The organism is Stenotrophomonas sp. PvP093 (assembly GCF_017876915.1).
In the GTDB taxonomy this organism is placed as follows: domain Bacteria; phylum Pseudomonadota; class Gammaproteobacteria; order Xanthomonadales; family Xanthomonadaceae; genus Stenotrophomonas; species Stenotrophomonas muris.
Map to the genome: position 1 here is coordinate 2,214,434 of NZ_JAGIOX010000004.1, position 17,589 is coordinate 2,232,022.

Sequence of the window (17,589 nt, forward strand, 5' to 3'; positions counted from 1 at the left end):
GTGGATCTCCTGGCGGCCTCACTGGGCCGGAAATTCCTTGAGGACGGTCGCAGCGGCATTGCCGACGCGGTTGAAGTCGGCGGTGGCCCCCTGCATCATGTTCTGCGCCTGCGTGAGTACCCTCGCGTACTTTTCGTCCCCCGTCGCCAGGTACTGGGCCATGGCCACGCCGGCCGCGGTGGTCGCGATGGTTGAGACATTGCGCAGGGCGTCGGCGGCATCCTGTACGGCGATCGCCGCAGACTGGGCCACCGACTGGTAGGCCTTGCCGGCACCACTGGTCGTCACGACGGTCGCTGACATGGTGGCCGTCTGCACCTGGTTGATCACATCGATGATCTGGGCGTTGACGTTCCTCGGGTCCATACGGGCTCCTTGATGGGCGGGTGGGGCCGCAGGCGGCCTGCAGTCTGTCAGGCCCCGGCGTCAGCGTCGTCTGCCGGGGAAGGGGAAGGGGAAGGGGAGTCTGGCGCGGGATCCTGGGCGGGACCTGCGTCCGGATCCGGACCGGACGCGGGGTCGGGCGCAGGACCGGGCGCGGGCGCTGCCGCATTGCCTGCAAGCGTTTGGAGTGCATGCAGGCTGCTGGTAGCGGCCGCAGCGTCGGCAGTGGCACCGTGGGTCTGTGCCTGCAGGACGCTGATGGCGGTCTTTCCTTCTGCGGTGGCCGCGGCGATCACCGCCGCAGGCGAAGGGGGCGCCGGCACCGGGCCGGGCAGGGGGATGACCTGCGGTGGTGGCGGCGGAGGGGGTTCCAGAGCGGGTGGCGGCACCGGCCAGGGAGCGTTGATCATCTTCGCGCAGGTGGCGGTCACCGCTGCGTTGCTGACCATGCCTGCACCCTGCTGGCGCGCGACGGCGTTGTGCATGGCGGTGCCCAGCGTCTCCAGCATCACCATGTCCAGCATGCTGAAGGACTGCGCCGGACCCTGGGCCACCAGCAACGTCGAGGCGGCGCTGACGCTGTCGACGATCTGGCTGTTGACGGTGTTCTCACTGCTCATGACGGAACGGCTCCCTTCTGGATGATCAGGGCCAGGATCTGGGCCAGGCTTGCGCCGGCGGTCACCTGGCCGCGTTGCTGGTTGGCCACCGCGTTCTGCATTGCCAGGCCGAGGCTGTCGGCCATCGCCAGGTAGGTGGCGGACATCGCGAACGAGGGGGCAAGGGCGATCGCCACACCGGATCCGGCGCTGGTGGTTGCCAGCAGGTAGCCGGTGGCGGGCGATGCGGCCATCGATCAGGGGCCCGACGTGACGCCGCCCTGGGCGGGGGCGCGGTGGTTGGCGTCACGCCGGGCCGACACGTCAGCGCAGGCCCAGGATTTCGCGGGTGGCCACGCCGTTGGAGGCGGTGTCGATCGCATACAGCGTGGACACCCCCTGGGTGGTCGACGCCTGCATGGTCACGTAGGACTGCTGCTGGTTGTTGGTGGCGTTGTGCGCGGCGTTGGACAGCGCCTGGCTGGTGGCCACGAACAGGTTGCCCATTGCGATGGCCGGCGCATCGCCAAGCACCTTGGTGTTGACCTGCGAGACCGAATCGGTGATCTGGCTGTTGACGGCGGTGGGAAATGCCATGGTGGAAGCTCCTAGGGTGGACAGCACTACAGGAACGGAGATTGCCGGCACTCAATGGAATCAGCCGAGAATCTTCCGGGTGGCGGCGCCGGTGGCGCCGGTATCGACGGCGTAGAGCAGCGCGACGCCCATCGTGGTCGCGGCCTGCGCCGTGACATACATCTGCTGCTGGGCGAGCGTCGCGTTGTGGGCGGCATTGGCCAGCGCCTGCGCGGTGGCCTGGTACAGCGTGCCCATTGCCGTGGCAGGCGCCACGCCCAGCACCTGCAGGTTGGCCTGGCTGACCGAGTCGGTGATCTGGTCGTTGACGGCCGTGGGAAATGCCATGGCTCAGCTCCTTGCCTGCCGGCGCATCATGCGCCGAGGATCTGCTTGGTGGCCACGCCGGTGGTGGCGGTGTCGATCGAGTACAGCGTAGCCACGCCCATGGTGGTGGCCGCCTGCGCCGTCACATAGGACTGCTGCTGCGCATTGGTGGCATTGTGGGCGGCGTTGGCCAGCGCCTGCGCAGTGGCCTGGTACAGATTGCCCATGGCCACGGCGGGCGCGTCGCCCAGCACCTTGGTGTTGGCCTGGGTGACCGAATCGGTGATCTGGTCGTTTACAGCGGTCGGGAATGCCATGTCGATCTCCTTGAGGTTGGCGGGTCAGCGATGGAACGACAGATCAGGAGCCCAGGCCGCGGACGCGGGTGCTGAGGATTTCCTTGCTCGCTACCGCCGTGGTGGCGGTATCGATCGAGTACAGAGTGGCCACGCCCATGGTGGTGGCCGACTGCGCGGTGACGTAGGACTGCTGCTGCGCGTTGGTGGCGTTGTGGGCGGCATTGGCCAGCGCCTGTGCGGTGGCCTGGTACAGATTGCCCACTGCCACGGCGGGCGCGTCGCCCAGCACCTTGGTGTTGGCCTGGGTGACCGAGTCGGTGATCTGGTCGTTTACCGCGGTTGGAAATGCCATGTCCTGCTCCTGCGAAAGGGTGGAAGTGCGTGGTATCCAGTGTCACGGTGCGTTGCCTGCAGCGGCCTGGGCTTCACCGTGGGGCCAGAGTAGGAAATGGCGCCGCCGCCGGATTGGCGGAATCGACGGAGAATGCGGTGGGATCACCGTGAAGGTGCGGCGTGAATACGGCGGAACTGATGATCATCGCCGTCGTCGCCAGCGCTGGCGCGTTGCCCTGGAGCACACACAGGGCCTGCGCGTGGGCAGCGCGATCCGGCGGCGAGGGGCTGTCGGCCACAGCGTCGCCGGATCGGGCGGGTCAGAGCATGTAAGGGATCTTGAACGCCAGCGTGAAGTCCGGTGCATCCGGGGTCAGCCCGATGCCCAGCAGGGTCACCAGCGTGGTGTGCTGGTTGAGCGCATACGTCACACCCAGATTCAGTGACGCCGCGTTGGCGTCGCTGCCAATCACTTTCATCCACTTCCCGCCCTGGAAACGGGTGGAAGCGCGGGCGCTGATGCGGTCGCTGAAGGACAGGCTGAGACTGGTGCGCTCGTTGAACGCAAAGGCCACGCCGGCGCCGAAGTAGACCGAGCCGCCGAGCTTCACGTCACCCGGGTTGACCGTGTCGGGGTTGCTGTCGATGTCACTGAAACCACGCGGGAACGAATGCACGTAGCCGAGGTTGGCGAACAGGATCGCCGGATCGGCTGTCTTGACCATCGACAGCCCGACGTTGGCCTGCCACACGCCATTGCCGGTCGGTTGTTCCTTGGGCACGGCGAAGCGGATGTAGTCATCGTCATCGCGCTCGATCACTTTCCAGTCCAGGCCGTAAGGCGCACGCCCGGTGGGCGCGGTCACTCCGGCGGTGAGTACGGCTTCCGGGCGCCAGCCGCGCTCGCCGAACAAGCGGTAATTCGCACTCAGGCCGATATCGCCCAGGCCGTTGCCATTGGTTTCTTCCTGCGCGATCGCGGCCGCCGCACCGCCGGCACCGCCCTTCTGGTAGACGGTGCGCCGCGCCAGGTATGGCACGTCCAGGTTGAGCGTCAGGTTCGGGCTGACGCCCCAGCGCGCGGCCAGATTGTAGGTGAGCGAATCGGACTCGACGTTCTCGATGGCGATGTTGCCGAGGAAGATCGCATCCAGCGCCAGGAAGCCATTGAGGGTGAGCTGCTTGCGGTCGTAGCGGGCGTAGGTGAGGCTGTTCTCGACGGTGAAGCGGCGCGAGAACAGCGCCGACTGCTGCTGTTTCACATCATCCACGCTGCGCCGCGATTCCTGCTTTGCCTGCTGCGCCTCGGCGGCACTGCTGGCATAGCCTTCGCTGCCCGGTGACGTCTGCAGGGTCGAGCCATGCTCGACGGGCGCAGTCGTAGACGGGGCCATCGGGCCAACCTTCCCACTCAGGCGCGCCTGCATCGCCTGCACCTGCATGTCCAGTTCGCGCAGCCGCCGCACTTCCTGCGCGTAGTTGGATTTGAGCTGCTCCAGCTGGTTGGCCAGCGCCTGCACGTCGGCGCCATCATCCGCCGCGGGTGGCGCGGCGAAGGCGGTGCCCGCCAGCGCCGCCAGCGCCAACGGGGTGATCCTCATCAGGGTGTGCATGTTCGTGTCCTGCGTTGTGGAACGCTTCCCCCAACGCCGTGCCGTGGTACTACCGGCCCGGCCCCATGCCGCGGTTCATCGCAATCGCCTGGGCCACGTTCTGGCTCAACGGCAGGTTGCCGCCCGCGGTATCCCGCACCAGCTCCAGCCGCAGCTGGTTGCTGGCGATCTGGCCGTCACCGGCCAGGGCGATGCCCTGGCCGACGCTGCCGTTGCGTATCCATTGCTGAACCAGGCCCTGGCCATCTACCTGCAACAGCAGGCGTGCCTGGTTGCCGTCGAGCACCGCGGAGGCCGAGACGCCTTCGGCCTGTGCGCTGATCGAATGGGCACCGTCACCCGGCAGGGCCGGCACCGCGCCATTGCGTACCACCAGCGTGGTCGCATTGCGGGCGACGTTGCCATCGCCGGCCACCTGCACGCTCTGCACCACGCCGCTGGCGTTGGCCAGGCCGCTGCTGTCGATGTGGCGACCCTGCGTGTCCGGCAGCGGCGCATCTGCGGCGGTGACGTGCACGCTGGGCTGGAAGCTCATTTTCGGGCTGCCCCCGCCGCGGAAGTCCATGCCCAGGGTCAACGCACCCTGCAACACGCTTCCGTTGCTGGCCTGCCACTGCGAGACCATCGTCACCCCGAACCAGGCGACGGTATTGCCGCCCACGGTGTAACGGCCCCGCATCAGGTTCAGTTCGGGATCCGGGATTTCCTTCAGGCCGCGCCCGGGCGCCGCGTCCGCCGCCTGCAGGGGCAGGGCGGGGCAGGCCAGCAGCAGGACCATCAACAGGCGGTGACGGAACATGGCGGAACCTCCTTCAGAACAGGTCGGCGTGGCTGAAGCCGAAGTCGACCAGTTCGGCATCGGTGATCGGCCCCTGTCGCGCGTAGAGCGCGCGGGCACTGGGCCGTTCGCTGGGTTGCAGCAGAACCGTGTTGCGATCGAAATCGCTGCCGATCACCACGAAGACGGCACGCGATGGCCACGCAGCGAGGAATTCAGGCAGCGCCAGGCTGCGGTTGCCGAGGATGGGATCAGCCACCTCGACCACACCGTCGCGCACCTGCTTGAGCACCACGAAGTGGCGGAAGCCGCGCACGTCCATCAGCACAAGACCGGGAACGCGAAGCGTGCGCAGGCGTGTTTCATCGATACGATAGCCGCGCCCGCGCATGCCCAGCGATTCCACGTAGCGCTTGATGTCGAGCAGCGAGAAACCACGCTCGGCCACCAGCGCTGGATCGGACACCCCCATCATTCCTTCGATCACCGTCGCTTCGTCGGTCTGCAGGTGATAGGCATGGCGCAGGATGGTTGCCAGTGCGGCCGCCCCGCAGCTGTAATCGGTGTGCTGCCGCACCACGTTGCGGTAGCGCCGTTCCTGCATGCTTTCCACCTTCTGCTGCAGCAGTGCGCCATTGGGCAGCACGGCGGCGAAGCCGACGTCGCCCGCCCGCGCCGATGCACCGCCCAGCAACAGCAGGCAGGCCAGCAGGCATATCGACAGACGGTGGCCGATCATCACGTTCTCCAGCAGCAGGAGGGAGCCCCTGCCCCAAGGGGGAGGAGGAACAGGGGCTCCCGGGAACCCGGCCATTGGCGGACGGCCGGGGTGGTGCACTTACTCGCCGTTGCCGCCACCACCGCCGGTGCTGGGCTGGGCTACGGCCAGAGCCAGGCTGTTGGCCTGCAGGTTGCCGGTGCCCGCCGCCACGTTCACGCCGATGTTGCCGGAGGCGCCGGAGAAGGCACTGCCGGACAAGGCCGACGTGTTGGTGGCGTTGACGTTCACCCAGCGCGTGGTGCTGACCGTGCCGCTCAGGCTGGCGTACAGATCGGCCACGCCCAGTTCGACGAACTGGCTGGTGCCGCTTTCACGCGTATCGAAGCCCAGGCCGCCCACCCCCGGCCGGTTGGGGTTCATCGTGGCGTTCTGGATCTCGTTGTCCAGGTCGATGTGGCCGGTACTGTTGCCACCCGGGTGCGGCAGTGCGCCGTTCCACGTATCCAGGTAATAGTTGGCCATCTGGTAGGCATTGCCGGTGCCGCGGTAGGTGCCGGCGCCATAGCCCCACGTCAGGCCGCTGACGCCGCCATGCAGGCCGACCTGCACGGTATCGGTGTAGGACTGCACGAAGCCGGCATTGCTGACCGTGTTGCCGGTGGAGACCTGGTTGGAGCTGATGCTCGACTGCGCCACCGCCGTGGTTGCGACCGAGGCCGCGAGCGCGTTCTTCTGCTCGTTGTTGTTGCCCGAAGCAATGTTGACACCGATGTTGCCTGACGCACCGCCGAAGGCATTGCCACCGAGACCTGCGGCATTGGTGACGCCGGAGTTCATGGTCGCGTTGCCGAAGCCGGCCTGGTTGACGAACACCTCGGCGTCGGCCATGCCGAAGCTGAAGGACGCATCGGCAGCGGACAATGACGCGGCATTGTCCTGGGCGTTGTTGTCCCCCGATACCACGTTGAAGCCGAGGTTGCCGGAGGCGCCGGCACCCACGCTGTCACCGATGGAGGCACTGTTGGTGACCAGGCTGTTGCTGGTGGCGTTGCTGCTGATCGACTGGCGGTTGTCGATCACCGCAATGGCCGCCGAGTCGAGGTCGATGTCGCCGGTTATGGTGGGGTCGCCGGAGAAATTGACGTCGGTGCTGAGGCGCAGGTCCTTCTCCAGGTTCACGTCGACGCCGTGGTTGTTCTTTTCCTTGCGCTCGTCGGCCTGGATGGTGCTGTGCTTCTGCACATTGACGTTGACGGTGCGGTTGCGTACGTCGTTGTCGGTGTGGTTGTGGGTGTCGTTGCGGGTCTCGCTGACGGTGTGGTTGTGGTTGATGTTCGCGTTGGCGTTCTGGTTGTCCCAGCCATTGGCCGCAGCGGCGGTCGAGGCAGTGGCAATCGCCATGGCGAGCATGGTCCGTTTGACGGTCGCTTTCATGGTGCCCTCTCTCTCATCGGGTGGTGCATCGGTTGGGTGGTTGTCACGGGCGGTCCTGCACGACCAGGCCCAGCACATTGGCCGTGTCGTTGCCGCTGCCCGCGATCTGATTGAGTTGCAGGACCCCGTCGAATCCCCGCAGCGCGGTGCTGGTGACACCGGCGCTGCGGGTGCCGGTCGCGACGCCGCGACCGGCGTCGTCCCGCCCCCCTGCCAACGCGGAACCTTCGGCGGCCAAGGCCGTATCGTCGGATTCGCGTATGCCCTGTCTGGCCAGCGTCGCGCTGACGACGTTGAGCGTCGTGTTGGCGATGCCGCTGGCCTGGTTGATGGATGCGATGCCACTGGCGCCTGCCAGTGCGTTGCCGCCGATGGCGGCGGTGGCGTGCGCCGGTGCGCTCAGCACGCGGTTGCCGGCCCGCAGTTGCCGGTTGCCGATCGACACGTCGGCGCGTTCGCCGGTGGCGATGCCATGCAGGTTGGCCTGCAGGTTGAGGTCACCGGCCGCCTGGTTCACCGCGATGGCGCCGTTTGCACCCGCCAGGGCGTGACCGTCGATGCGGGCCACGTCGAGGTAGGCGAGCATGCCGCTGTAGTCGTCGGCCTGCGCCATCAACGGCGTGGCAAACAGGACCAGCAGCAGCCAACGTGCCCGCTTCACTTGCCACCTGCCGGGGCCGGGCCCTGCAACGGGAACTGGGCGAGCGCGCCGCGCACGGTATCGCCGATGCCGCGGGTGCTGTTCCCGACCGCGCCCAGTGGGCCACCCAGTGCGCCACCGAGGCTGCTGCCGAGCATGCCGTCACTGCTGCGTCCCAGCGTGCCGCCTAGGGCCTGCTGGGCGACCCGTTCGACGGTGGTGCCAGTGGGGGTCGCGGTCGCAGCCGTGTGCCCCGCCCCCATGCCGGCATAGTCCTCATCGCTCAGCTCATCCATCGCGTTTGCCGGGGTACCCGCACCGAGCGCCAACGCAATCTCGCGCTGCGGTTTCGGATCGGCGATCAGCGCCATGCCCGGGGGCGCCATGCGATAGGCCGGTCGCGCGGCCACATCCCGCAACAGGACGATTTCGCCCGGTTGTGCCTTCACGCCCTGGCGGGCACCGGAGGCAGAGGCGCCCGCGGCTGCCGACAGCAGGGCCACGGCCAGCATTGCCAGCAGGCCGCGAATGGGGGTGATGCCGTCCATGCCGATCTCCCGTGATGGGTGCGGCGGAACCACGCATCATCCGTGCCAACCCTGAAAGGCTTGGCCGCCAGGGGGGCGGGCACTGGCGGGCGTGGGGCGTTGCTGCTGCACTGATACAGCCGTGTGGAAAAAATGTTGGGATTGCGCAGCGCCAAGCGCCGCAGGGCAAGGCAGGCGCCCGACTGTCGCACGGGTGTTACAGGTGCCGCCGCGGACTGTAACGATGCCGCTTCAGCCAGTGCTTTCTTGACGCGCCGCTCATTGCGCCGCCGTTTAGCGCAGCGCTAGGATCCGCGCAACAAAGGCCGCCGCGGTGGCCGTAGAGGTCCCGGCGGAGGGGCGGCACGCCGGTGATTGCCTGACAGTCCGCCGACGGTGTCCGGATGCTGGGGGAAGCATGGCAGCGGTCCCGGAGGCTTCTGCGTCACGATGCGTGCTCTGGTTCGGCGAGCCGCTGGCGAACGAGCGCAGCGCGCTGGCGGCCGCAGGCTGGTACGTGCGTCGCATCCATCCCGACCCGGCGATGGCCATCGGCCTGCGCGGGCGCGACCGGCTGCTCGCCGTGCTGGATCTTCGCCATCTGGATGCGCCAGCCCAGCAATTGCTGGCGCCGTGGATCGAACAGCACGCGCATCTGACCTGGCTGGCGGTGCTGCCGCCTGGCGCAGGGCCCACGCCTGCAGCGTGGCTGCCCTTGTTGCAGCGTTGCATCTCGCGGTTCACGCTGCCTTTCGGCCTGCAGGACCTGGTGGCGGCGATGCGCCAGCAGTTCGACGCGGAGGATACGTCTGCCGACGAAGTGTGCGGCGGGCAGGGGCCGCGCGCATTGATCGGCGAGAGTCCTGCGCTGCATGCGGTGCGCACCGTACTGCACAAGTTCGCGCCGGTCGATCTGCCGGTGCTGGTCACCGGCGAGACCGGCACCGGCAAGGAGTTGGCGGCACATGCACTGCACGCGTTGTCCGGCCGTGCAGGCAAGCCGTTCATCGCGGTCAACTGCGGTGCCATTCCGGCCAACCTGGTGCAGTCGGAGCTGTTCGGCCACGAGCGTGGCTCGTTCACCGGTGCCGACAAGCGCCAGATCGGCGTATTCGAGGCCGCATCCGGCGGCACCGTGTTCCTTGACGAGGTGGGTGACCTGCCGGCCGAAGCGCAGACCAGCCTGCTGCGCGTGCTGCAGGAGGGCACGTTCGAGCGCGTGGGCAGCAGCCAGCCGCTGCGGGCGGACGTGCGGGTGCTCGCGGCCACCCACGTCGAACTGGAGCACGCGGTGGCGCAGGGGCGGTTCCGCAGTGATCTCTACTATCGCCTCAACGTGCTGCGCCTGCTGATGCCGCCATTGCGCGAGCGCGGCGCTGATGTGCAGCTGCTGGCCGAGCATTTCCTGCGCTGCTTCCGCCTGCGCCACAGCGTGCGTGCACGTGGCTTTGCACCCGCTGCGCTGCAGGCGATGCGGCGTTTCGAATGGCCCGGCAACGTGCGCGAACTGCTGAACCGGGTGCAGCGGGCGGCGATCATGGCCGAAGGCGAGCTGATCAGCGAGCGTGACCTCGAACTGGGAGGGCCCGTGCATGCGCCGCCGGGGGCGATGCTGCACGATGCCCGCGGCCAGGCCGAACGTGATGTGCTGCTGCAGACGCTGCGGCAGACCGGCTACAACGTCTCCGAGTGCGCGCGGCAGATGCAGATCTCGCGGGTGACCGTGTATCGGCTGTGCCGCAAGCATCGGCTGGAGCTGCCGGCGCAGCGCTGATCAGCCGGCCGGCACGTGCTTGAACAGGCGCAGTGGCGTGCCTGGAAGACGCTCGATCACGCCCTTGGCCTCCATGTCCAGCTGCACGGCTTTCAGCCACCAACCGGCCGTGGCGCCTTGCGGAAACAGCGATGCGGGCAGGTGCGGCAACAGCGCCTGCTTCGCCTGCGCCACCGTCATCCCGGGAGGTTGCCTGGGCAAGGCACGCAGCAGGGCCGCGCGCATGGCCATGTACTTGGCGCGATCCACGCGCTGGATGTGCCCGGGCGTGGTGATGCTCTCGATCTCGATCCGCTCGGGCTCAGGCATGGCTGTCTCCCGTGATCTCGATGCGTGGGCTGCGGAAGCCCATGGAGATCCACGCCTTCAACAGCCGGGCATGGAACCGCAGCGAGTGGGTCTTCAGGTTGGGCACATCGCCGGGAAGGACAGACGCGTCGGGAAGATCGTTGACCATCGTCCGCATCTCCACGGCGGGGCGTATCGCGTCCGGCCACAACAGCCCATACAGGCTCAGCCAATGGCCACCGCTGAACTCCAGGAAGAGCGGCGTATTGCAGCAGCCCGCCACGACGCGGCGGCTGCCGGCCGTGCTGGACAACCGCCACGCGTGCAGCCGGGAATGCCCGGCTTCGATGCGGATGCGATCCTTGCGCTGCATTACGAAATGCGTCTGGCCCTGCGGCCCCAGCACCTGCGGTGCGCCGGGCATCGCCTGCATCCGGGCGCCGGCCCTGCGGCAGCTGTCGCAGCAGCATTCGACGCTGGCGATGGGGCTGCCGGTGGTGGTCAGGCGGACCTGGCCGCAGGCGCAGGCAAGGGACTGTTGGGAAGGCATCTGCATTTTCTCCTGGGGTACTCAACCTCTCGACGAACGGGCGTGTGGGAAATCGACACCCACTGCCTTCAGCGCGGCATCATCCGGTAGCGGACGCGGTACAGGTCCAGTCCCTCACCACCGGCGCGTCGCGCCGAGTAGGTCAGCGTGTCACGGCGCGAGCCATCCAGCATCGCGCCGTAGCTGTCGCCGCTGGGCGCGTTCAAGGGCGATGGCAATGCATGGCCTGCGTCATAGCGGCCTCCACGTTCGTAGGCAATGAACTGGCGCACCGGTGCGCTGCCGAAGTCCTGGGCGCGGGCAAATACCACCGTTCGGCCGTCGCCCAGGAAGGTGGCATCGAACTCCTGCGCTGCGGTATTGAGCTCTCCCGCCAGCGGCCGTGCCGGCTGCGCGACGCCGCCGATCATCGCCGCGCTGTAGAGGTCATGGCCGCCAGCACCGCCCGCACGATCGCTGGAGAACAACAGCGTACGACCGTCGGGCGAGAGCATCGGCGCGAACTCATCGGCCGCGCTGTTCACTGCGGGGCCAAGATTGACTGGCTCCCCGAATCGACCGTCGCTCCCCATGCTGACCCGATACAGATCGTCACCGCCCTGGCCGCCTGCGCGGTCCGAGCAGAAATACACCACGCGCCCATCTGCGGAAAATGCGGGATCGAAGTCGCGCCCCGGCGTGTTGAACGGCACTGGCGTGGCCGGCCGCCAGCGGTCACCTTCGCGGTGCGAGATCCAGATGTCGTAGCCCCCAGGCCCCCCCGGCCGGTTGCGGCTGAACCACAGGGCGGTATTGCCGTCCGGACTCAGGGTCAGCCGGATCTCGTCATGCTGTGTGGAGGCAATGCCGGGGGCGAAGCGCTCGGCGGGGCCGATGATCCGCAGCACCACGGGCGGGGAGGGCACGGGCAATGCCGATGCCAGCAGCATCACTGCCAGAAGCGCCTTCATGCCTGTCGCTCGAAGTCGCTGACCCAGTTGGTTTCCCAACTGCGTCCACCATCGGCGGAGGCCGCCTGTTCCCAGCGCGCCGAACGCGGGGTGATGCGTGACCAGATCACCCGCGTCTGGATCGCCCGTCCCTCGTGCTGGTCCTCGCCGAAGAAGCGGCCGACACCGGCCTCGAACCCCCCGCGCAGTGGCGCGCCGATCCGGGTCGGCGCGCGGCCATCCAGCCACCAGCTGAGCCAGTGCCGCTCGGCCGCATTCCAGGCGCGGATGCCCATGCCGCGCAGCGGTGCTCCAGGCACGTCCATCAGGTTGTCGCCCACGTTGCCGAATCCGCCCAGTACCGGCCAGTTGTGCAGGGTGCCATTGAACGCGTCCCACGCATCGCTGCCTGCCAGCCGAGCTCGCAGGCGGCGATGGCGCACGTTCCAATGGCCCACCAGGAAATCAAAATCGCCCGGTGCATCCGGCAGCTTCGGAAGCGGAGTGGGGATCGCAGCAGTGCGCCGGAACCAGTTGCGCCAGTTCACTTCCCAATGGGCACCGGCATCGTCGGAGAACGCCTGCTCCCACCACGGCTCATCGCCGTGGATGTCATGCCAGCGGAACCAGACCTCGATGGGGCGTCCCTTGAAGTCATCGCGACCACGGAAGCTGCCGCCATCGCCTGCGAAGGCGCCGCGCACGGGCGCTTCGATATGGGCAGGGGTGCGCCCATCGATCCACCAGATCGACCAGGTGGAAGACACCGGATCGAAGGCACGCACGCCCAGGCCCCTGTAGGGGCCCGAAGGCAGTGCCATGACGTTGTCATCGATGGTGCCGAGCCCGCCCAGGGTGAGCCAGACCGCGCTGGCGCCGGTGAAGGCGTCCCAGCGGGTATCGCCCACCAGGCGCTCCTTCAGGCGTTGGTGCCGGACCTGCCAGTTGCCCTGCAACCATTTCCAGTCTGCGCTGGGGCTGGCCAGGGCCCACCCGGAGGGCAGGGCGGTGGACGCTGCCGTGGCGGCCAGGGTGGCCAGGAACTGCCGTCGATCCATGTGCGTGATCCCGTGCCGGAGGTGCCTCCATCGTTGCGCGTGCGAGGGGGATTGACCACGCGGAAATCGGGGCTCAGGCTAAGCCACACTTATGGTGACCCAACGCCAGCTGCCATCGCTTGTCGCCATCCGCGCCTTCGAGGCGGCGGCACGGCTGGGCAGTTTCGCCCGCGCCGCCGAGGAGCTCGACACCAGTGCGGCATCGGTGAGTTACCACGTGCGCCGGCTGGAGGCCCAGACCGGTACCTGCCTGTTCCTGCGCCACGCCCAGCATGTGGAATTGACCGCCGCCGGTGCGAGCGTCGCAGTGGAGGCCACCCGGGCCTTCGACGCGCTGCGCGCCAGTTTCATGCGCGCCGCTGACATGGATGCGGCACGACTGCGCCTGTCCGTTCTGCCGACGCTGGGCACCAGCTGGTTGACGCCGAGCCTGGGCAGTTTCCGCGCGCGCCATCCAAGCATCGTGCTGGAACTGGACCTGTCGGCAGAGCCGCAGGACCTGGCCGCCGGGCGTTTCGATGCCGCCATCCGCAACGGGCATGGTGCGTGGCCCGGGCTGCAGGCCACGCCCCTGTTCCCCAGCATTTTCACTCCGCTGTGCGCGCCAGCGCTGCTGCCGGCGGCAGACGGGCTCGGTCGGCGGGCGTTGGAGGTTCCACTGCTCGGCAGGCCTGACTGGTGGGCACTGTGGTTTTCCGCACATGGTGCTGTTCGGCCACCGGACCCGGAGAGCTTCGTCACCCCCTTTGCGATGGAGCATCTGGATGTCGGTGCTGCCATTGCCGGGCAGGGCATCGCCATCGGCTCGCCGATCCTGTTCCAGGCCGAACTGGACAGTGGGCGCCTGGTGCAGGCACATCCCGGTGTGGCCAGCGACGGGCGTGGTTTCTGGTTCGTGGCACCGACGGCGCGCAGCCGCAGCACCAAGGTCATCGCATTCGGTGACTGGCTGGGCGAGCAGGCCGCGCAGGCCAGGCGTGCGTCGCGACATCATCTGGCACGCGCGGTGACGCCATGAACCAGAGCCCGGAACTGTTGCGGCGCCTGCTGCGTGCCAAGGACCGGATGGACCACGCCAGTCACGAGGACTGGCCGGTGGCCCGCCTGGCCGAGGTCAGTGCGGTATCGCCTGCGCATTTCGCGCGTTCGTTCAAGCAGGCATTCGGCCTGCCGCCGCACCGCTACCTGCTCAGCCGCCGCATCGAACGGGCCGTGGCGATGCTGCGTGACACCGAGCTGCCGGTCACCGAGATCGCCGCGCAGACCGGCTGGAGCAGCCTGGGCACCTTCGGGCGCATCTTTCGTGACATCACCGGCGACAGCCCGGGCAATGTGCGCCAGCGCGAGCGCGCCGGCGAGGCGACGCCGGCCAGCGTGCCGGAATGCCACGCACGTGCCGCGCAGCGACCGGACTTGAACATCGCAGTTTTGGAGAAGCGCCGCCGCGAGGCGGTTGCTAACGTGGATCCCACCTGAGGGAGGTCCCATGACAAACACTGTGAACACGGTCGGCCTGTATGTGCGCGACCAGGATGAGGCGCTCGCGTTCTACGTCGGCACGCTCGGCTTCGAAGTGCATACCGACGTGCGCAATGGCAGCTACCGCTGGCTGACGGTGCGCAGCCCCGGCCAGGACGGATTCCAGCTGGGCCTGTTCGTGCCCGGTCCGCCCACCCACGATGCGGCCACCGCGCAGGCGCTGCAGCAGCTGGTGGCCAAGGGCGCAATGCCGCCGCTGGTGCTGGCCGTGGATGACTGCCAGGCGCGCTACACGCAATGGCTGGCGCAGGGCGTGGAGTTCACCCAGGCGCCGGTCGAACGCTACGGCGCCATCGATGCGGGGTTCCGCGACCCGTCCGGCAATGGCTGGAAGATGATCGAAGCGCGCTCCGAAGCGAGGCGCCGTCAATGAGCCGCGGTGGCTGGGCGCGGCCCGTACATCGCTGGACCTCGATCGTCTTCACCCTGGCGGTGATCGCCAACTTCGTCGTCCGCGGGCTGGGGCAGGGCGAGCCTGCAGCGTGGATCACCTATTCGCCGTTGCCGCCACTGTTCCTGCAGCTGTTCACCGGCCTGTACCTGTTCGTGCTGCATTACGCCGGGAAACGCCGCGGCGCCGCACTGGGCGCTGCGGGCTGAGGCCGCCTCAGGCGGCTGCGTCGGCGGCGTAGGCCGCCAGCACTGCCGGCAGCTGCTCCATGCGCTGGAAGATCACCTTCGCGCCCGCAGCGCGCAGGGCCTCCGGCGTGCTGTGGTGCGGGCCGCCCTCGCTGAAACCAAACACGGTCGCACCTGCCGCGACGCCGGCGGTGGCGCCGGTCACGGTGTCTTCGATCACCGCGCAGCGCTTCGGGTCCACGCCCAGCGCTGCGGCGGCGGCCAGATAGACATCCGGGTGAGGCTTGGTGTTCGGCATGTCCTGGCCACTGAACACATGGACACCGAAGGCATCAAGGATGCCGACCTTGCCCAGCTGCAGTTTCACCTTGAACAGATCGGCACCGGAGGCGCAGGCAATCCGCCCGCCGGTGGCCGCGGCAATCGCACGCACGGCCTCGGGCGCCCCCTGGATCGCCTCTAGGTCCTGCTCCAGCGCACGGTTGCGCTGCTGGCGGAATTCCTCCAGCCATTGCTCGGTGAACGGCTTGCCGGTGCGCTCTGCGATCAGCCCGGCCAGATGAGCCACGGATTGGCCGAGGAAGACCTCGCCCGCCTGCGCAGGGGTCAGCGGCCAGCCGCGTGCGGTCAGCATTTCCGAGAGCACACGGGCCACCAGCGGCTCGGAATCGACCAGTACGCCGTCGCAGTCGAACAGCACGGCATCGAAGGGGAAACGGGACATCTACTACTCCGGGAACAGCCAAAGGGGCGACGTGCCCGCCATTTTCCCATAGCGGGTCGGGCGGGGCACGCGGGCCACAGGAACGCTAGACTGCCAGGTCAGCCCGCCCAGCGCCTGCACGGGAATACGCCTTGAACCGATTGCGATCATTCTTCAGTGCGTACCCCATCCATTTCGCGATGGCCGCCAAGCTTTATGTGCTCTGCCTGTATCTGCCCGTAGCCCTCCGCCTGGTCGAATTCGGGCGCCGTCTGGGCCCGCCCGAGGCCTCACGTGAAATCGGCTACGCGCTGGCGGAGCTCGGTTTCCACCTGAGTCTGTCTGCCGGAGCGGCGGTACTGGTGTCGATGCTGCTGTTCGGGCGTCGCGGCGCGCTGCGGATCCGGCATCCGGTGATCGCTTCGGTCGCCTTTTTCGGGTTGCTGATCGTGCTTGATCGCGCCATGCGCATTCCACTGGCGCAGGCGCAGTTTCCCGTCTACAGCGTCGCCGCCATCAGTCTGGGCATGCTTGCGCATGCACTGCTCCTCACGCTGCTGGCCTTGGTGCCGGCGCTGCTGATGCAGCGGCGCATCCCTGCCGAGGGCGGGCACCATCACCTCATCAGTGCCAGCATCGCCGGCGCGGTGACGCTGGTGGCCGGCAGCTGCCTGCTTCCCATCCTGGTGGCGCAGCTGCCGGTGGGATTCTCGCCCGGCGAGTTCATCATGCCCGTTGCCGACGGCGCCGCGCAGCTGCAGATTACGAGCCTGATCCTGCTGGTGGCCTGCGCGCTGGCCACGTTTGCCGGCCTATGGGCCGGCGCGCCGTCGCCGGAACCCGCATCGACGGCGCGCACGATGGTGGTGTCGCTGATCCTGCTTGCCACGGCGCTGCTGATCATCCTGGCCAGCATGGCTTATCTTCTGCGAGCGCTGTCCGCTGGGGCGCCGACGACAGGTCGCGGGCTTGTCGTTGCCACCGTCGTCGGCGCCGCAGTGCAGTTCCTGCTGGCCAGAGTGCTGGCGTCACGATGGCTGCGCGCACAGGCATCGTGACGTTCCTCTGCCCCCCGATCAGCCCAGGTCACACCCGGCCGGCTGCGGCCAGGTGGTGGCCGGCAGCATGTTTTTCAGCGAGGCCGGCGCGTTGATCGCCACGTAGCTGGCGCCCAGCAGTTCCTCCAGATCCGCAATCGTCACCAGGTAGTTGTCCAGGCTGCCCAGGTTGGCCTCGTTGGGGATGATCCAGCTGATCGCCTTGGCGGTTCCGGTGTTCGGGTCGCGGGTGATGATCGTCTTCCAGAAGAACTCCGGCGTCGGAATGCCATGGCTGGCCAGGAAATAATCGTTGGCGGCATCGCCGTAGACCACGCCACCGTAGACGTCCACCGGCGCGATGTCGCGGTAGCACTCGGCCACGTTCTCGGCCTTCACCCAGATGCCCTGGTTGAAGCTGGACACCTGCGGCACGATGTTGGTCATGTAGTTGGCGCGACGGATGTAGGTCGCGTCGTAATCCATGTGGTTGGACGTGACCAGATGGCCACGGTCATAGCCGGATTTGATGCTGGCGTAGGACGCGGTGCTGGTCTGGCCCAGGCAACCGGCCGGCAGGTCCGGGTCCTTGTAGAAGCTGGACGGCCGTGCGGCCGAACCGGTATCGGCGGTGAGCGTGTACTCGTAGCGGGTGGCACTGTGGATGCCGCAGTCGTAGGTGAGCACGAAGCCGCCCTTGTTGAGGGTGACTACCTGGGCCTGGGCTGCGCCGGCAAAGGCGCTGAGGACGAAGGCAAAGACGAAGCTTGCAAGGCGCATTGCGATTCTCCAGCAAAGAGTTCAGGACGCAGCTGCCCGCCACGACCAGGCCGGGCCTGTGTCATGTGAAGGCGTTGCGGATACGGGTGATGCGGAGTGCAGTAGAGCGAGGCCGCGATGA

25 protein-coding genes are annotated in these 17,589 nt (G+C 67.8%); 6 read left to right on the forward strand and 19 right to left on the reverse strand.

What is annotated here, in order from left to right:
* Positions 1-18 precede the first annotated feature (18 nt).
* The 13 genes from J3A72_RS12740 to J3A72_RS12800 form a co-directional block, all read right to left on the reverse strand.
* Positions 19-366 (reverse strand): hypothetical protein, encoded by a 348-nt coding sequence (locus J3A72_RS12740; protein ID WP_014647257.1) that lies wholly within the window; start codon positions 364-366, stop codon positions 19-21.
* 47 nt (positions 367-413) lie between these two features.
* The gene (locus tag J3A72_RS12745) at positions 414-1,004 is read right to left on the reverse strand and encodes a RebB family R body protein (protein ID WP_075076953.1); all 591 of its coding nucleotides are present in this window, start codon (positions 1,002-1,004) and stop codon (positions 414-416) included.
* Positions 1,001-1,237, reverse strand: coding sequence for a RebB family R body protein (locus J3A72_RS12750; RefSeq protein ID WP_075076952.1), 237 nt, complete (start codon positions 1,235-1,237; stop codon positions 1,001-1,003). The genes J3A72_RS12745 and J3A72_RS12750 overlap by 4 nt, the downstream gene beginning before the upstream one ends.
* A gap of 70 nt (positions 1,238-1,307) precedes the next feature.
* Positions 1,308-1,580, reverse strand: coding sequence for a RebB family R body protein (locus tag J3A72_RS12755; RefSeq protein ID WP_005416651.1), 273 nt, complete (start codon positions 1,578-1,580; stop codon positions 1,308-1,310).
* Positions 1,581-1,640: 60 nt separating this feature from the next.
* Entirely contained in the window at positions 1,641-1,907 is a 267-nt protein-coding gene (locus tag J3A72_RS12760; RefSeq protein WP_006446865.1) for a RebB family R body protein, read from the reverse strand.
* 26 nt (positions 1,908-1,933) lie between these two features.
* Positions 1,934-2,203 (reverse strand): RebB family R body protein, encoded by a 270-nt coding sequence (locus tag J3A72_RS12765; RefSeq protein WP_005416649.1) that lies wholly within the window; start codon positions 2,201-2,203, stop codon positions 1,934-1,936.
* Positions 2,204-2,246: 43 nt separating this feature from the next.
* The gene (locus tag J3A72_RS12770) at positions 2,247-2,537 is read right to left on the reverse strand and encodes a RebB family R body protein (RefSeq protein WP_005416648.1); all 291 of its coding nucleotides are present in this window, start codon (positions 2,535-2,537) and stop codon (positions 2,247-2,249) included.
* Between the two features lie 301 nt (positions 2,538-2,838).
* Positions 2,839-4,131, reverse strand: a complete 1,293-nt coding sequence (locus tag J3A72_RS12775; RefSeq protein ID WP_046430801.1) for a transporter — start codon at positions 4,129-4,131, stop codon at positions 2,839-2,841.
* A 49-nt stretch (positions 4,132-4,180) separates the two neighbouring features.
* Positions 4,181-4,930, reverse strand: coding sequence for a hypothetical protein (locus J3A72_RS12780; protein ID WP_075076951.1), 750 nt, complete (start codon positions 4,928-4,930; stop codon positions 4,181-4,183).
* 13 nt (positions 4,931-4,943) lie between these two features.
* A complete protein-coding gene (locus tag J3A72_RS12785; RefSeq protein ID WP_014647252.1) occupies positions 4,944-5,648 on the reverse strand; it encodes a C39 family peptidase in 705 nt (234 codons plus the stop codon).
* 99 nt (positions 5,649-5,747) lie between these two features.
* Positions 5,748-7,064, reverse strand: a complete 1,317-nt coding sequence (locus J3A72_RS12790; protein WP_069116688.1) for an adhesin — start codon at positions 7,062-7,064, stop codon at positions 5,748-5,750.
* Positions 7,065-7,107: 43 nt separating this feature from the next.
* Positions 7,108-7,677 (reverse strand): hypothetical protein, encoded by a 570-nt coding sequence (locus tag J3A72_RS12795; RefSeq protein WP_075077012.1) that lies wholly within the window; start codon positions 7,675-7,677, stop codon positions 7,108-7,110.
* Positions 7,678-7,721: 44 nt separating this feature from the next.
* On the reverse strand, positions 7,722-8,252 hold the full coding sequence (locus J3A72_RS12800) for a hypothetical protein (RefSeq protein ID WP_075076950.1): 531 nt from the start codon (positions 8,250-8,252) through the stop codon (positions 7,722-7,724).
* A 397-nt stretch (positions 8,253-8,649) separates the two neighbouring features.
* On the opposite strand from J3A72_RS12800, the gene J3A72_RS12805 reads away from it, so the two are divergent.
* Positions 8,650-10,005 carry a sigma-54 dependent transcriptional regulator gene (locus J3A72_RS12805; RefSeq protein WP_075076949.1) on the forward strand — a complete coding sequence of 452 codons (1,356 nt, stop codon included), beginning with the start codon at positions 8,650-8,652 and terminating at the stop codon, positions 10,003-10,005.
* Here J3A72_RS12805 and J3A72_RS12810 read toward each other — a convergent pair whose 3' ends face one another.
* The 4 genes from J3A72_RS12810 to J3A72_RS12825 form a co-directional block, all read right to left on the reverse strand.
* Positions 10,006-10,314, reverse strand: coding sequence for a hypothetical protein (locus J3A72_RS12810; protein ID WP_075076948.1), 309 nt, complete (start codon positions 10,312-10,314; stop codon positions 10,006-10,008). It lies immediately after the preceding gene.
* Positions 10,307-10,717 carry a hypothetical protein gene (locus J3A72_RS12815; RefSeq protein WP_230374607.1) on the reverse strand — a complete coding sequence of 137 codons (411 nt, stop codon included), beginning with the start codon at positions 10,715-10,717 and terminating at the stop codon, positions 10,307-10,309. Before J3A72_RS12815 ends, J3A72_RS12810 begins: the two co-directional genes overlap by 8 nt.
* Before the next feature lie 194 nt (positions 10,718-10,911).
* The gene (locus J3A72_RS12820) at positions 10,912-11,793 is read right to left on the reverse strand and encodes a PD40 domain-containing protein (protein ID WP_075076946.1); all 882 of its coding nucleotides are present in this window, start codon (positions 11,791-11,793) and stop codon (positions 10,912-10,914) included.
* Positions 11,790-12,830 (reverse strand): hypothetical protein, encoded by a 1,041-nt coding sequence (locus J3A72_RS12825; protein ID WP_046430789.1) that lies wholly within the window; start codon positions 12,828-12,830, stop codon positions 11,790-11,792. The genes J3A72_RS12820 and J3A72_RS12825 overlap by 4 nt, the downstream gene beginning before the upstream one ends.
* 91 nt (positions 12,831-12,921) lie before the next feature.
* On the opposite strand from J3A72_RS12825, the gene J3A72_RS12830 reads away from it, so the two are divergent.
* From J3A72_RS12830 to J3A72_RS12845, 4 genes are read left to right on the forward strand one after another with little or no spacing between them, the layout of a single operon-like run.
* Positions 12,922-13,848: a LysR substrate-binding domain-containing protein gene (locus J3A72_RS12830; protein ID WP_075076945.1), complete on the forward strand. Its 927-nt coding sequence runs from the start codon at positions 12,922-12,924 to the stop codon at positions 13,846-13,848.
* Positions 13,845-14,306 (forward strand): AraC family transcriptional regulator, encoded by a 462-nt coding sequence (locus J3A72_RS12835; protein WP_014647242.1) that lies wholly within the window; start codon positions 13,845-13,847, stop codon positions 14,304-14,306. The genes J3A72_RS12830 and J3A72_RS12835 overlap by 4 nt, the downstream gene beginning before the upstream one ends.
* 10 nt (positions 14,307-14,316) lie before the next feature.
* A complete protein-coding gene (locus tag J3A72_RS12840; protein ID WP_075076944.1) occupies positions 14,317-14,742 on the forward strand; it encodes a VOC family protein in 426 nt (141 codons plus the stop codon).
* Complete coding sequence (locus tag J3A72_RS12845) at positions 14,739-14,969, forward strand: hypothetical protein (RefSeq protein WP_032957563.1); 231 nt, start codon at positions 14,739-14,741, stop codon at positions 14,967-14,969. The genes J3A72_RS12840 and J3A72_RS12845 overlap by 4 nt, the downstream gene beginning before the upstream one ends.
* A 7-nt stretch (positions 14,970-14,976) precedes the next feature.
* Here the strand turns inward: J3A72_RS12845 and J3A72_RS12850 are convergent, their stop codons facing one another.
* A complete protein-coding gene (locus tag J3A72_RS12850; RefSeq protein ID WP_075076943.1) occupies positions 14,977-15,672 on the reverse strand; it encodes an HAD family phosphatase in 696 nt (231 codons plus the stop codon).
* A gap of 131 nt (positions 15,673-15,803) precedes the next feature.
* Here J3A72_RS12850 and J3A72_RS12855 point away from each other — a divergent pair, with 131 nt between their 5' ends.
* A complete protein-coding gene (locus J3A72_RS12855; RefSeq protein ID WP_230374606.1) occupies positions 15,804-16,709 on the forward strand; it encodes a hypothetical protein in 906 nt (301 codons plus the stop codon).
* A gap of 18 nt (positions 16,710-16,727) precedes the next feature.
* Here J3A72_RS12855 and J3A72_RS12860 read toward each other — a convergent pair whose 3' ends face one another.
* Positions 16,728-17,468, reverse strand: coding sequence for a DNA/RNA non-specific endonuclease (locus J3A72_RS12860; protein ID WP_032957559.1), 741 nt, complete (start codon positions 17,466-17,468; stop codon positions 16,728-16,730).
* Between the last annotated feature and the right edge of the window lie 121 nt (positions 17,469-17,589).

Bases quoted from the DNA above. Each gene is read 5' to 3' on its own strand.
- J3A72_RS12740 (WP_014647257.1), bottom strand. From the start codon at position 366: ATGGACCCGAGGAACGTCAACGCCCAGATCATCGATGTGATCAACCAG.
- J3A72_RS12745 (WP_075076953.1), bottom strand. From the start codon at position 1,004: ATGAGCAGTGAGAACACCGTCAACAGCCAGATCGTCGACAGCGTCAGC.
- J3A72_RS12750 (WP_075076952.1), bottom strand. From the start codon at position 1,237: ATGGCCGCATCGCCCGCCACCGGCTACCTGCTGGCAACCACCAGCGCC.
- J3A72_RS12755 (WP_005416651.1), bottom strand. From the start codon at position 1,580: ATGGCATTTCCCACCGCCGTCAACAGCCAGATCACCGATTCGGTCTCG.
- J3A72_RS12760 (WP_006446865.1), bottom strand. From the start codon at position 1,907: ATGGCATTTCCCACGGCCGTCAACGACCAGATCACCGACTCGGTCAGC.
- J3A72_RS12765 (WP_005416649.1), bottom strand. From the start codon at position 2,203: ATGGCATTCCCGACCGCTGTAAACGACCAGATCACCGATTCGGTCACC.
- J3A72_RS12770 (WP_005416648.1), bottom strand. From the start codon at position 2,537: ATGGCATTTCCAACCGCGGTAAACGACCAGATCACCGACTCGGTCACC.
- J3A72_RS12775 (WP_046430801.1), bottom strand. From the start codon at position 4,131: ATGCACACCCTGATGAGGATCACCCCGTTGGCGCTGGCGGCGCTGGCG.
- J3A72_RS12780 (WP_075076951.1), bottom strand. From the start codon at position 4,930: ATGTTCCGTCACCGCCTGTTGATGGTCCTGCTGCTGGCCTGCCCCGCC.
- J3A72_RS12785 (WP_014647252.1), bottom strand. From the start codon at position 5,648: ATGATCGGCCACCGTCTGTCGATATGCCTGCTGGCCTGCCTGCTGTTG.
- J3A72_RS12790 (WP_069116688.1), bottom strand. From the start codon at position 7,064: ATGAAAGCGACCGTCAAACGGACCATGCTCGCCATGGCGATTGCCACT.
- J3A72_RS12795 (WP_075077012.1), bottom strand. From the start codon at position 7,677: ATGGCGCAGGCCGACGACTACAGCGGCATGCTCGCCTACCTCGACGTG.
- J3A72_RS12800 (WP_075076950.1), bottom strand. From the start codon at position 8,252: ATGGACGGCATCACCCCCATTCGCGGCCTGCTGGCAATGCTGGCCGTG.
- J3A72_RS12805 (WP_075076949.1), top strand. From the start codon at position 8,650: ATGGCAGCGGTCCCGGAGGCTTCTGCGTCACGATGCGTGCTCTGGTTC.
- J3A72_RS12810 (WP_075076948.1), bottom strand. From the start codon at position 10,314: ATGCCTGAGCCCGAGCGGATCGAGATCGAGAGCATCACCACGCCCGGG.
- J3A72_RS12815 (WP_230374607.1), bottom strand. From the start codon at position 10,717: ATGCCCGGCGCACCGCAGGTGCTGGGGCCGCAGGGCCAGACGCATTTC.
- J3A72_RS12820 (WP_075076946.1), bottom strand. From the start codon at position 11,793: ATGAAGGCGCTTCTGGCAGTGATGCTGCTGGCATCGGCATTGCCCGTG.
- J3A72_RS12825 (WP_046430789.1), bottom strand. From the start codon at position 12,830: ATGGATCGACGGCAGTTCCTGGCCACCCTGGCCGCCACGGCAGCGTCC.
- J3A72_RS12830 (WP_075076945.1), top strand. From the start codon at position 12,922: ATGGTGACCCAACGCCAGCTGCCATCGCTTGTCGCCATCCGCGCCTTC.
- J3A72_RS12835 (WP_014647242.1), top strand. From the start codon at position 13,845: ATGAACCAGAGCCCGGAACTGTTGCGGCGCCTGCTGCGTGCCAAGGAC.
- J3A72_RS12840 (WP_075076944.1), top strand. From the start codon at position 14,317: ATGACAAACACTGTGAACACGGTCGGCCTGTATGTGCGCGACCAGGAT.
- J3A72_RS12845 (WP_032957563.1), top strand. From the start codon at position 14,739: ATGAGCCGCGGTGGCTGGGCGCGGCCCGTACATCGCTGGACCTCGATC.
- J3A72_RS12850 (WP_075076943.1), bottom strand. From the start codon at position 15,672: ATGTCCCGTTTCCCCTTCGATGCCGTGCTGTTCGACTGCGACGGCGTA.
- J3A72_RS12860 (WP_032957559.1), bottom strand. From the start codon at position 17,468: ATGCGCCTTGCAAGCTTCGTCTTTGCCTTCGTCCTCAGCGCCTTTGCC.